This window comes from Sediminitomix flava (assembly GCF_003149185.1).
Lineage (GTDB): Bacteria > Bacteroidota > Bacteroidia > Cytophagales > Flammeovirgaceae > Sediminitomix > Sediminitomix flava.
The window spans coordinates 122,958-135,054 of the sequence record NZ_QGDO01000001.1; the positions used below are offsets into that span (position 1 = coordinate 122,958).

The 12,097-nt window shown below is 36.7% G+C and carries 12 protein-coding genes; 8 read left to right on the forward strand and 4 right to left on the reverse strand.

The genetic code is table 11. The features are described 5' to 3' along the window. Window positions 1-9: 9 nt before the first annotated feature. Window positions 10-891, reverse strand: a complete 882-nt coding sequence (locus tag BC781_RS00475) for an AraC family transcriptional regulator (RefSeq protein ID WP_109615287.1) — start codon at window positions 889-891, stop codon at window positions 10-12. 352 nt (window positions 892-1,243) lie between these two features. Between BC781_RS00475 and BC781_RS00480 the strand changes: the two genes are divergently transcribed. From BC781_RS00480 to BC781_RS00505, 6 genes are all read left to right on the forward strand, one after another. Continuing rightward, window positions 1,244-2,176 carry a dihydrodipicolinate synthase family protein gene (locus BC781_RS00480; RefSeq protein WP_109615288.1) on the forward strand — a complete coding sequence of 311 codons (933 nt, stop codon included), beginning with the start codon at window positions 1,244-1,246 and terminating at the stop codon, window positions 2,174-2,176. Then, a complete protein-coding gene (locus tag BC781_RS00485; protein WP_109615289.1) occupies window positions 2,177-3,694 on the forward strand; it encodes an aldehyde dehydrogenase (NADP(+)) in 1,518 nt (505 codons plus the stop codon). It begins immediately after the preceding gene. Window positions 3,695-3,700: 6 nt separating this feature from the next. Continuing rightward, the gene (locus BC781_RS00490; RefSeq protein WP_109615290.1) at window positions 3,701-4,663 is read left to right on the forward strand and encodes an ornithine cyclodeaminase family protein; all 963 of its coding nucleotides are present in this window, start codon (window positions 3,701-3,703) and stop codon (window positions 4,661-4,663) included. A gap of 7 nt (window positions 4,664-4,670) precedes the next feature. Then, window positions 4,671-5,672: a 4-hydroxyproline epimerase gene (locus BC781_RS00495; RefSeq protein ID WP_109615291.1), complete on the forward strand. Its 1,002-nt coding sequence runs from the start codon at window positions 4,671-4,673 to the stop codon at window positions 5,670-5,672. Between the two features lie 3 nt (window positions 5,673-5,675). Further along, window positions 5,676-6,920, forward strand: coding sequence for an NAD(P)/FAD-dependent oxidoreductase (locus BC781_RS00500; protein ID WP_109615292.1), 1,245 nt, complete (start codon window positions 5,676-5,678; stop codon window positions 6,918-6,920). A gap of 218 nt (window positions 6,921-7,138) precedes the next feature. After that, complete coding sequence (locus BC781_RS00505) at window positions 7,139-8,194, forward strand: proline racemase family protein (RefSeq protein WP_109615293.1); 1,056 nt, start codon at window positions 7,139-7,141, stop codon at window positions 8,192-8,194. 93 nt (window positions 8,195-8,287) lie between these two features. Here the strand turns inward: BC781_RS00505 and BC781_RS00510 are convergent, their stop codons facing one another. Continuing rightward, window positions 8,288-8,542, reverse strand: coding sequence for an acyl-CoA-binding protein (locus BC781_RS00510; RefSeq protein ID WP_317047219.1), 255 nt, complete (start codon window positions 8,540-8,542; stop codon window positions 8,288-8,290). Window positions 8,543-8,711: 169 nt separating this feature from the next. Between BC781_RS00510 and BC781_RS00515 the strand changes: the two genes are divergently transcribed. Beyond that, window positions 8,712-9,641, forward strand: a complete 930-nt coding sequence (locus tag BC781_RS00515) for an endonuclease/exonuclease/phosphatase family protein (RefSeq protein ID WP_158281356.1) — start codon at window positions 8,712-8,714, stop codon at window positions 9,639-9,641. A gap of 3 nt (window positions 9,642-9,644) precedes the next feature. Here BC781_RS00515 and BC781_RS00520 read toward each other — a convergent pair whose 3' ends face one another. Continuing rightward, the gene (locus BC781_RS00520) at window positions 9,645-10,343 is read right to left on the reverse strand and encodes a LytR/AlgR family response regulator transcription factor (RefSeq protein ID WP_109615296.1); all 699 of its coding nucleotides are present in this window, start codon (window positions 10,341-10,343) and stop codon (window positions 9,645-9,647) included. A gap of 1 nt (window position 10,344) precedes the next feature. Next, entirely contained in the window at window positions 10,345-11,400 is a 1,056-nt protein-coding gene (locus tag BC781_RS00525) for a sensor histidine kinase (RefSeq protein ID WP_109615297.1), read from the reverse strand. 236 nt (window positions 11,401-11,636) lie between these two features. Between BC781_RS00525 and BC781_RS00530 the strand changes: the two genes are divergently transcribed. Next, a complete protein-coding gene (locus BC781_RS00530) occupies window positions 11,637-12,014 on the forward strand; it encodes a MotA/TolQ/ExbB proton channel family protein (RefSeq protein ID WP_109615298.1) in 378 nt (125 codons plus the stop codon). Window positions 12,015-12,097 lie beyond the last annotated feature (83 nt).

Consider the following 12,097-nt stretch of genomic DNA (forward strand, 5'->3'; position numbering starts at 1 on the left):
AATCGAAAATCAGATTTGAAGTGCGACCTTATGTTTTTGAATGTATTGAGTAGGGGTCAGACCCGTAAATTGCTTAAATTTTCTATTGAAGTTTGAAAGGTTACTAAAGCCTACATGATAGCATACTTCTGTTACAGTTCTATTCTCCTCTAATAATATTTTGCATGCCTGCCCTATTCTTACTTCATTTAGAAATGTGACATACGTTTTTTGAGTACGTTTTTTAAAATATCGACAGAAAGCATTTGGAGTCATATTTGACTTGTCAGCGATTTCTTGAAGACTTATTGGTCTATGATATTCTTCGATTGTAAACTTAAATATCTTATCCATTCGTTTACTTTCGACTTCATTCTCAAAACTCAGATTATTACTTGATGCCAAATACTCTATTTCTGTACACTCTGTCAGTTGATGAAGAATATCTAAAAGTGTAATGGTTTTCATCATACCATTCATCAGATACAACTCCTTGAGCTTTTTAGAGACTGATACTTTAATATCTTCATTCAAAATCCTGATTCCTCTTGAAGATCTGCGCATCAATTCCAAAAGACCATACATTTCTGGAAGCTGAAAAAACTCTTTACCGAAAGAATCTTTGTCAAAATAAACTGAAACAGCTTTGGCTTTCAATTCACTTTCTTCTTCATAATATCGAGAATCATTTCTGAAGACGTGAGGCATATTCTCTCCAATCACAAACAAATCACCCACTTTAAACTCACCTAAATAATCCCCGACAATCACGGTTCCTTCTCCCTCTTCTATAGACATCACTTGCCATTCTTTATGCTGATGCAAAGTATCATAAAGATGCTTACCTGAATCTTCTTGAACACGGAAAGACTCCTTAGTATTTTTCGGGACTTTAAATGGTAGTGGCTTCATAGTTATGGATGTTTTCGGGTAGAACTAAAAAACATTTAGAATCTGAATCAAGTCAGAAAAAATATAATTATCAAAAGATGGGTTAATATAGTATCAGCATTGGTTAAAATCAATATTAAAATACCTTCTAACAACTTCAATACCCAACAAACTCGAAAACAAACCCATTAACTTTCATTCACACCACAACCCTACCAATCAATCCTTTTTTACCCCAATAAAACCTTTAAAACTCATTTGCGGTGAATATAGTATCAAACAAAGCTAAAATGGTCGAAACTATTGATTTTCAAACCCACTACTTTTGCAACAGATCATTTAATAAATCTGATAACTCAAAAACCACACAGATATGAAATTAACCTGGAAAGGTGTATATCCTGCGGTAACAACTAAGTTTACCAATGAGGATACTTTAGATTTGGTAAACTTCTCTAAAAACATTGAAGCTCAAGTAAATGCTGGTGTAGATGGTATCATTCTAGGAGGAACGCTCGGAGAAGCAAGCACATTAGATACAAATGAAAAATCGCTATTAGTAAAGACAACAGTAGATCAGTTAGAAGGAAAGTTACCTGTTATTATAAACATTGCAGAAGCGTCTACCAGAGATGCGATCAAAGCGGCAGAACAAGCACAAAAAGATGGTGCTACTGGTTTAATGATGCTCCCGCCTATGCGCTATAAAGCAACAGACTTTGAAACTGTCACTTACTTTAAAGAAGTAGCTAGAAGCACTGATCTTCCGATTATGATCTACAATAACCCTGTAGATTACAAGATTGAGGTAACACTTGATATGTTTGATGCTTTATCTTCTGAATCAAATATTCAAGCGGTTAAAGAGTCTACTAGGGATATTTCAAATGTCACTCGTATGCAATCAGCTTTTGGTGAGCGTTACAAGGTACTCACAGGGGTTGATACGCTTGCGATGGAAAGTTTGGTTATGGGTGCTGACGGATGGGTTGCAGGACTTGTATGTGCTTTTCCAAGAGAAACCGTTGCCATCTTCAAACTCGTAAAAGCAGGGCTTATCAAAGAGGCGAGAGCAATCTATCAATGGTTCTTACCACTCTTAGAGTTGGATATTAATGCTCAATTGGTACAAAATATCAAACTAGCTGAAGTGGCAACAGGATTAGGTACTGAAAATGTAAGAGCACCTCGTCTTCCGCTACAAGGAGCTGAAAGAGAACGAGTGCTCCAAATCATTCAAGAAGGAATTGCTTCAAGACCAGAACTGCCTGATTACTTAAACCTTGAAAACCTTCAAACTGTATAAATGATGCTACAGGATACCCCGATAACAACAACTGCGCTTAAAGTTTCTCCTTCTTCAGAAGCCGAAATGATTCAAGCCGTAAAAGATGCTCAAGAAGCCTTTGGAATTCTTAAAGAAAAGACAAAAGAAGAGATTGCTGAATTTCTAGATACAATTGCCTATGAAATTTTAGCACTTGGTGATGATCTGATCGCTGTCGCAATGGAGGAATCTAATCTTCCCTCTGCTCGTCTGACAGCAGAAAGAGGTCGTACCATGAACCAACTCAAAATGTTTGCTTCTGTAGTACGAGAAGGAAGTTGGGTAGACGCTGTTATAGACCTACCCGATCCTAACCGAAGTCCTTTACCAAAGCCAGATCTGAGGAAAATGTCACGTCCTATTGGGCCAGTTGTAGTATTCGGAGCAAGTAATTTCCCTTTGGCTTTTTCAACGGCTGGGGGAGATACAGCATCTGCACTTGCATCGGGGAATCCTGTGATCGTGAAAGCACACGAAGGTCATTTGAAAACAGATCAATTGGTTTCAAAAGCGATTGAGCGTGCCATCGAAAAATGTGATTTCCCAAAAGGAACATTCACTTCTTTGGTAGGAAAAGATTTTTCACTTGCTCAATCGCTTATCATGCAAGATGAAGTGAAAGCTGTAGCTTTTACAGGTTCATATTTCGGAGGAAAAGCCATTTATGATATGGTACAGAAAAGAACAGAACCTATTCCTGTTTTTGCAGAAATGGGAAGTACGAACCCTGTTCTTCTTCTTCCAAAAGAACTTGAAATAAATGCTCAATCTTGGGCTGAAAAACTAGCTCAATCCATCAATCTTGGAGCAGGACAATTCTGTACAAATCCTGGTTTGATATTAGCTGTTCAAACTCCAGTTGTTGAACAGTTTCTTGAAAGTTTAGAAGCAGAATTCAAGAAAAACATTCCAAATACAATGCTTAATGAAAAAATCAGCAAGCATTATACCAAAGGGCGGGAAGCTCTTTTGAGCAATGAGGAAGTTGAGCTGATTACAGATTCTGATCAGTCTGCAACTGAACTACAAGGACAACCTTCTCTAGCAAAAGTTGATGGGAAATCTTTTGTAAATAATAAAGCTTTAAAAGAGGAAGTCTTTGGCCCGTTATCACTCATTGTTCTTTGTGAAAACGAAGAAGAACTCAAAGAAGTAATCAATAGCTTGGAAGGTCAATTGACTGCTACAATTATTGGGACTGAAGAAGATATTAAGATAAACACTGATGCTATAATACTACTCGAAAGCAGAGTCGGTCGCCTCATTTTTAATGGTGTTCCTACAGGTGTAGAAGTCGGGTATGCTATGCAACATGGCGGACCATTCCCTTCCACTACTGATTCAAGATTTACCTCTGTAGGAATGGATGCCCTCAAAAGATTTGTACGACCAGTTTGCTACCAAGATAGTCCAGAAGCTTTTCTACCTAAAGCTTTGCAATTGAGTAATCCGCTAAACATTTGGCAAAAGGTAGATGGTAAACTGAAAAAAAACTAACACAACATGCTTCAAGTAGACAAAGGTGACGTATTACATACTTTGAATTTCCCATCCTTGATCGAAAGCCTTGAGAAAGCTTTCGGTCGGGGGGAAATCAGAGTGCCTCAAAGACACCATCATGAATATGTGGGAAATTTGGGAAAGAATACTTCTACTCTTCTACTCATGCCTGCATGGGAAGAGGGAGGATATTTAGGAGTCAAATTAGTAACGGTTTCTCCTGATAATCACGAATTCGATTTACCCTCTATCCAAGGTGTTTATTTGCTAATGGATGCAAAAACAGGAATTCCATTGGCTAGTATAGATGCTCCGAGTCTGACTGCAAGACGAACTGCCGCAGCTTCAGCTCTTGCCTCAAAACTTCTTTCTCGTAAAGATTCATCCTCTTTACTCATGATTGGCACTGGCAGTTTAGCGCCAGAATTGATCAGAGCACATCGTACTGTACGATCGATAGAGAACGTATTTATTTGGGGTAGAAGAATTGAAAAAGCTGAATCTGTCAAGCAAGAACTAGCAGCGGAAGGAATAGAAGTAAATGTAGTTTCAGATTATATCGAATACTTAAACAAAGTAGATATCATTAGCTGTGCTACATTAAGTAAAACACCTTTAGTCTTTGGAAAACATTTGAAAGAAGGTCAGCATATCGATCTAGTTGGAGCTTATAAGCCCGACATGAGAGAAGCTGATGATGCTTTAATAAAAAGTGTCAAACTCTTCGTGGATAGTAAAACGACTGCGGTAAAAGAAACCGGCGATTTATTTATCCCGATGCAAGAAGGAAGTATAACATTTGATCACATAATAGACGACCTCTTTGGCCTGTGCAGTACTGGAAAAACAGGGCGAACAAATGACCAACAAATCACATGTTTCAAGTCGGTTGGTCACGCGCTCGAAGATCTTGTTGCTGCACGATTGGTCAAAGAAAACCTCGAACCTGAAACCACTTTTAAATAACTAACGAATGAGTAAAAAAACATTTTTTTGTATAGACGCACATACCTGTGGTAACCCAGTTCGCGTAGTTGCAGGAGGTGGTCCCTTATTGGAAGGGGCCACTATGAGTGAAAAAAGACAACATTTTCTCAAAGAATTTGATTGGATCAGAAAAGGCTTAATGTTCGAACCACGAGGTCATGATATGATGTCGGGAAGTATTCTTTACCCTCCTTCTGACCCTAAAAATGACATGGGAGTTCTCTTTATTGAAACGAGTGGTTGCTTGCCTATGTGTGGTCATGGAACAATCGGGACTGTTACTGTTGCTATTGAAGAAGGATTAATCATTCCTAAAACAGAAGGAGTCCTAAACCTTGAAACACCCGCAGGATTAGTCAGAGTTGTCTACACACAAGAAGACAATAAGGTCACTTCTGTTCGTCTCACCAATATTCCATCTTACCTTGAAGCAAATGACTTAAGTATTGATTGTGAAGAATTAGGAACACTCAAATTAGATGTTGCTTACGGAGGAAATTTCTATGCAATTGTGGATCCACAAGAGAATTTTAGAGGTATAGAAAACTACACTGCAGATCAGCTTATTGGTTGGAGTCGAGAAATAAGGACAAAACTCAATGAGAAATACGTTTTTGTTCATCCTGAAAATGATACCATCAAAGGACTTAGCCATTTACTCTGGACAGGCTCCACACTTTCTGAAGATGCAACCGCTCGAAATGCCGTTTTCTACGGAGATAAAGCCATTGACCGATCGCCTTGCGGAACAGGAACTTCAGCTCGTATGGCACAATGGTACACCCAAGGTAAACTTTCGCCCAACGAAGAATTTGTCCATGAAAGTATTATTGGTTCAAAGTTCATCGGAAGAATAGAAGAAGAAACCATCTTGGCAGGAAGAAAGGCTATTGTACCAAGCATTGAAGGTTGGGCAAGAGTAACAGGCTATAACAATATTATTTTGGATACAGACGATCCGTATGTAGAAGGATTTCAAGTCATTTAAGAAATGGAAAAAGTAGTAATTATCGGAGGCGGAATTATCGGTCTTTCTTCCGCTTATTATTTGTTGAAAGAAGGCTACGATGTAACCCTTATTGACAAAAAAGATTTTAAAGATGGAGCCTCACAAGTAAATGCGGGATTGATAGTCCCTAGTCATATCGTGCCTCTTTCAGCTCCCGGAATGATCGAAAAAGGAATCAAATGGATGTTTGACTCATCAAGTCCATTTTACCTAAAACCTCGTCTCAATCTTCCACTCATGAAATGGGGATACCGCTTCTACCGATCTGCTACCAAAGAACATGTTTCCAAATGTGTTCCCATTCTTAGAGACTTCAATGTATTCAGTAAAGAACTTTATCAGTCTTTAGCATCCGAATTAGAATTCCAGTTGCATGGCAAAGGGCTTCTAATGCTCTATCGTGATGCTGAGACTGAAAAAGAAGAAATAGAAACGGCTCATCTTGCCAATAAATCAGGCGTAAAAGCAGAAATTTTAAGTGCTCAAGAAGTTCATAACTTGCAAGGAGGTTTAATTGAAGACATCAGAGGTGGCGTGTATTTCCCAGGAGATGCCCACCTAAATCCTTCTCAAGTGATTCAATCACTCTATCAAGCCATTCTAAAACTTGGAGGTAGAGTTGTATCAAAAGAAACTGTTCAAAAAATTGAATGGGATAGCAAAGGAATCAGAAGAGTAGAAGGAAAAAGTGGTGCGTTTTACAAAGCTGATAAATTCCTTTTTGCTACAGGAAATTGGCTTCCTGAGCTTACTAAACAACTTGGATTCTCTCCATTGATGCAAGCAGGAAAAGGCTATAGCATTACTAAAAATCAAATGGAAGACAAACTGCAAATTCCATGTATTCTAGCCGACGAAAGTGTTGCGATGACTCCAATAGGTGATCAGATGAGAGTAGCAGGAACAATGGAAATCAACGGTGCAAATGAACGCATTAGTAAAAAAAGAGTTCAAGGCATCTGTTCTGCAGTAGAAAAATATTTCCCAAACTATAAAATGGAATTACCTTCTAGTGAAAACATTCAATGGGGATTCAGACCATGTACACCAGACGGACTTCCATATTTAGGAAAGTTGAAATCGCATCAGAATGTTTTTATTTCCGCAGGTCATGCTATGATGGGAATGAGCTTAGGCCCTGCCAGTGGAAAACTTTTAGCAGAATTGATTTCGGGAAAAGAATTGAGTTTATCCATAGATGCTTTCAACCCTAATCGATTTGACTAATACTTGAATACTAGGAAAACGGGTAATCCTATCCTTAGAATTTGCGAAGCTATCTAAGGATTTATCTATGAAAGCAAGAGTCTGAAGACTCTAATTTCCATTTCTTAATTCGAAGATGCTGCACTCGCTCACTTCGTTAATTCTTCGAATAGAATACCCATAATCATTTGCCCTAGTACTGAAGCTCTTTCTTCAATCTGACTTTTACCAAACACAAGATGAATAACACCATACAAAACCGCCTTAATACGACTTTAGAAATCCCAGAAAACTTTCTTCAGATCGAGACCATAGATATGCACACTGGCGGAGAACCACTAAGAGTAATTCTGAATGGCTTCCCTGAATTGAAAGGGAATTCGGTACTCGAATACCGAAAAGATGCCATGAACAATTACGATCACCTTCGTAAAGCATTGATGTGGGAACCTAGAGGACATACCGATATGTATGGTTGTATTCTTGTACCCCCAAACTCAGAAGAAGCAGATTTTGGAATTTTATTCATTCACAACGAGGGCTATTCTACCATGTGTGGACATGCCATTATTGCCATTACAAAGTTAGCCATTCAAATGGGTTGGAAAGAGAAAAGCTACCCAACTACCGAATTTCAGATTGATGCTCCTTGTGGCAGAATTCACTCTTTTGCTCAGCTAGATGAAAATGGAAAAGTCATCGATATCTCGTTTCACTGTGTGCCTAGTTATTTGGTCGCTCAAGATCTAGAAATCACCCTACCTGAAATTGGTACGATAAAATATGATTTGGCTTTTGGAGGTGCATACTATGCTTACTTAGATGCTAAACAAGTTGGTTTAGGCCTAATTCCAGAAAACAATAGAAAGCTTATTGAACTTGGTATACAGATCAAAAAGGAAGTGAATCGGACTCAAGATATAAACCATCCTTTTGAAGAAGATTTGAGTTTTTTGTATGGTACTATTTTCATTGATGAGGCCAAAGATAAAAACAATCACAGCAGAAATGTCTGTGTATTTGCCGATGGAGAAGTTGATCGGTCACCAACTGGGAGTGGTGTTTCTGGGAGAATCGCTATTCATGAAGCGAAAAAAGAAATAAGTGATGAGGAAATCATCAAAATAGAAAGTATTACAGGGAGTGTATTTTCAGGAAAAGTACATCAGAAAATAACTTTCGGTGAATATCGTGCTGTTATTCCCGAAGTCAGTGGCTCGGCTTACATTACTGGTAAGCATACCTTTCTTATTGACCCAGAAGATCCATTTAGAGATGGATTCTTTCTAAGATAGTGTTTATTTGGTTTAGTGATAGAATTCACCCTTCATGTAAAAAGTAGCTCCATTTTGGAGCTTTCTTTTTTTCAACACGAAGGGTGATTGTTTTTATTGATTAGCTAATTCATTCACTAAGTCAACGTACTGTTGCATAGCTGCTTCAGAAGAAGTTCCTTCCAACTTTTTCCAAGCATCCCATTTTGCCATAGCTTTAAAGTCAAAACCCATTGGTCTTTCTGTCTGAATATCCCCTTCTGTTGCTTGCTTAAAAAGAGAATATAAACTCAAAAGTTGATCATTGGAAGGCATTTTAGTCAATTCCTTAGACTTCTTTACCGCTAATTCAAATGCTTCTTGAGACATAATATCTATTTTAGTTAGTTAGTAATAGTTAAACATGTGTTTATATACTATACACCTGTACAGTATAGCCTCTAATATAATGAATAGACATTCATTTTCTATGCAAAATTCAATTAAATGTATCACATACGTTTGCTCAAAAAGAAGTTTGAAGGAATTTCAACTTTATATGCTTGCGTTTGCGTTTTTTATATGTTCAAGTTGTGATCTAAATCAGAATGGAGAGTCACAAGATGTCACGGTAATTTCTTGGAATGCAAAAGAGCTTTTTGACATGAAAGGCCTCAAAAAGCGATTACCCAACTTTAGAGAATTAATTGGGGACCAGAAACCTGATATTATTCTACTTCAAGAGTTTACATCCATAGAACAAGTAGAGGCTCTTGCTGAAGCACTTAAGTTAGAAAATTGGTCTTTGAGTTGTTCAGACTTCAATATGAAAGATCACAATCGTTTTAACTCTTTCGAAGTAGCGATACTCAGTAGGTTCCCCCTATCTAATGTAACGGAATACGATCCATACCCTGAGAGAAGAAAGCGTAAAAATTATCCTTTTGAAAAACCACTTGAGGTACAAGATAAATCTTATGAAAAAATACGAACATCAAGAGGCTTTTTAGTTGCTGAAATAGAAGAGTTAAAACTGATGATCGGTATTGTCCACCTAAAATCTTCTATCGGAAAGGAAGGTGAACTAGATTACAGAAATGCGCAAAAAAGAGAATTCGTTACAATCGCTCTCACTGAGACACTAAATACTTTATCCAATAACAAAACAGATGATTGGCATATCTTGATTGGTGGAGATTTTAATGTTGGGCATTCTGATAAAGTAAAAAATGGGAAAGATCTTTTTGATGATGTAAACGATGGCTATGATGATACGCATGCAATACTTACCGAACCTTTAATTGGAGATATTAAATTCACAAATGCCCTAGCTAAATTCAATACAACAACCTATCCGAGTTATAAAGGTTCTCCAATAGATAATCTATATGTAAATGAAGGGACAAAATTCAAGTCTTCTGAAATCATAAAAAACGCTTATGGTTCTGATCATTACCCTGTAAAAGTAGTCCTTGAACTTCAACCTTAGCTATTAATTCTTCTCAAAAACCTGAATCACTGCTTCTCTAAAGCTTTTACTGACAGGAAGCATCTCGTTTTCTATTTCTACAAATTCTCTATTCAGAGCAATAACATGATCCATATTCACGATAAAAGAACGATGTATTCGTAAGAATTGTGAAGGCAAACGTTCTTCCATATTCCCTATAGTTTCTTTGGTTTTTAGGGTATTTCCATCCTTGAGATGAACGATCAAATAATCCGCTTGACTCTCTATATAAGTCACAAATTTGAAGTCCGTTTTATAATGCTTTCGATCTGATCTGATAAAAAGATAATCTTCTTTCAATTGTTGAACTTCTTTCGCTTGAGGATTAAAAGCCTCAAACTTCTGCAATGCCAATTTAAATCGATCAATAGAAACGGGTTTTAAAAGATAATCAACCACGTTCAAATCATAGCCCTCAATCGCATAATCTCTATGTGCAGAAATAATGATAACTTTCGGTGGTTGAGCCAATGAACGAAGAAAATCTAAACCTGAAATTTCTGGCATTTCAATATCTAAGAAAATGAGATCAACTTCATGTTTCATTACCTCAGCAAATCCACTTTTAGCATCTGAAGCCTCTCCTATCACTTCATATCCGTCTACTTGTGAAAGGAAATTCTTTGTGATTCTCCTAGAAATAGGTTCATCATCGATCACTAATACTTTATATACTCCCATATTATAATTCTATTTGAAGTTCTATCTGATACATTTCCTCTGTTTCTCTAATTTCCAACGAATGCCTTTCTGGGTAACACAACGCTAAACGTTTTCTCAAATTGACTAGACCTGTTCCCTTATTCGTATTTTCTTTCACTTCTTGTGGTTTACTATTTACTACCAAAAATGAAAAAGTTGAAATTGAGAAGTCAGTTTTAATCTTTAGAAAAGCTTGTTCACTTGTAGACTTGATCCCGTGTTTAAATGCATTTTCCACCATAGGAAAAAGTAGGAATGGTATGATCTGAATATCTAATTTTTCATCTCCGAAATTCAAGTCCAACTCCAAGCGATCGTCAAAACGAAGCCGTTCCAAATCTATATACTGATTCAAAACTTCTACCTCTTTTGATAATGCTACCTTCCCCTCTTTAGACTGATAAACCAAATAATCTAAGAGACCACTCAATTGTAATAAAATATGTGGTAACTCATCTGATTTCTCAATCGCTAATCCATAAATATTATTGAGTGTATTAAATAAAAAATGCGGATGAATCTGATCTTTTAGTGTATTTAATTCTAACTCTTTTAATTGTAACTCGATCTCCAACTTCTCTTTTTCCAACTGATGAATCTGATCTTTTTTCTTCTGATTTTCCTTTACATAATTTAGGCTAGAGTACATTGTTGCTATAAAGATTTGAACAAACCAAAGTACCGAAACATCATTTATGATTGGATTCATTTTATTATATTCTAAGTCCGCTAACAAAATGAAAAATATGAGAATGATCACGATCTGTACAAAACTACTGACAACAATTGCATAGAATAAGTATAAGCCAAATCGCCAATACCTTCTCTCAATGAGATATTTCTGAATCAATACAACATTTAGATAATAGGTAAATGCAATTGTGAAAGGCAACCATACAATACAAAAGACAAAAGTGTTGAAGTAGTCTTGGTGAAAATGTCCTAAAAATAGACAAATGATAATGAGCATACTCCCCCAAAAACTCAGCTCAAAGAGCATTCTACTAGCTATTGTCTTTTTGATAAATTGATTCATACTTCAAAATTTATAAAAATATACTTCCCAACTACCAAGTATCGATTAAATCCACGTTTTTGTCGAAATAAAGTTGAAAAGAAGCGACTTCAAGTCTTCATATCAAAATAATCATATCTTAGAGAAATGAAAGAGCTATTCTTCGACAGATTTCGTGCATTTATCGATCATCAATAAATATGGAAAACTAGCCTACTAAGTTTGAAGTAATTCATCAACTTAAACCTTTTATAACTATGCAATGGTTTTTAAACTTCTATTCAAACGGCGGTAGCCTATTTATGACATTTGTAACTATTCCTGGAGTGCTGATGCTTGTCTGTGCAGTATTCAAGGCCTTAAAAATGTCTAACAAGTTTGCTCCTATTCAAAAATCAGAAAAGCTGATTAAAGAGTTGTCTTTACTTGCTCTAATGATGGGGATTTTTGGACAACTAATCGGTCTTTATGGAGCATTTGAAGCTATCGAAGCTGCTGGAGGAGTCTCAATGAGTTTGTTGGCAGCAGGATTAAAAATCTCCTCACATACTACTTTGTATGGCTTTTTGTACTTTGTACTGGGCAGAATTGCTTTAGTATATTTTGCCTACACAGACAGTATTGAAGAAAAGTAAAAATGAAAAATCGACAATCACTTCCTTGATTGTCGATTTTCTTTTTGTGCTAAAAAGATTGACAGCATAATAGAAATCAGCAA

Coding starts and splice junctions, on each gene's coding strand:
- BC781_RS00475 (WP_109615287.1), bottom strand. CDS start 891: ATGAAGCCACTACCATTTAAAGTCCCGAAAAATACTAAGGAGTCTTTC.
- BC781_RS00480 (WP_109615288.1), top strand. CDS start 1,244: ATGAAATTAACCTGGAAAGGTGTATATCCTGCGGTAACAACTAAGTTT.
- BC781_RS00485 (WP_109615289.1), top strand. CDS start 2,177: ATGATGCTACAGGATACCCCGATAACAACAACTGCGCTTAAAGTTTCT.
- BC781_RS00490 (WP_109615290.1), top strand. CDS start 3,701: ATGCTTCAAGTAGACAAAGGTGACGTATTACATACTTTGAATTTCCCA.
- BC781_RS00495 (WP_109615291.1), top strand. CDS start 4,671: ATGAGTAAAAAAACATTTTTTTGTATAGACGCACATACCTGTGGTAAC.
- BC781_RS00500 (WP_109615292.1), top strand. CDS start 5,676: ATGGAAAAAGTAGTAATTATCGGAGGCGGAATTATCGGTCTTTCTTCC.
- BC781_RS00505 (WP_109615293.1), top strand. CDS start 7,139: ATGAATAACACCATACAAAACCGCCTTAATACGACTTTAGAAATCCCA.
- BC781_RS00510 (WP_317047219.1), bottom strand. CDS start 8,542: ATGTCTCAAGAAGCATTTGAATTAGCGGTAAAGAAGTCTAAGGAATTG.
- BC781_RS00515 (WP_158281356.1), top strand. CDS start 8,712: ATGCTTGCGTTTGCGTTTTTTATATGTTCAAGTTGTGATCTAAATCAG.
- BC781_RS00520 (WP_109615296.1), bottom strand. CDS start 10,343: ATGGGAGTATATAAAGTATTAGTGATCGATGATGAACCTATTTCTAGG.
- BC781_RS00525 (WP_109615297.1), bottom strand. CDS start 11,400: ATGAATCAATTTATCAAAAAGACAATAGCTAGTAGAATGCTCTTTGAG.
- BC781_RS00530 (WP_109615298.1), top strand. CDS start 11,637: ATGCAATGGTTTTTAAACTTCTATTCAAACGGCGGTAGCCTATTTATG.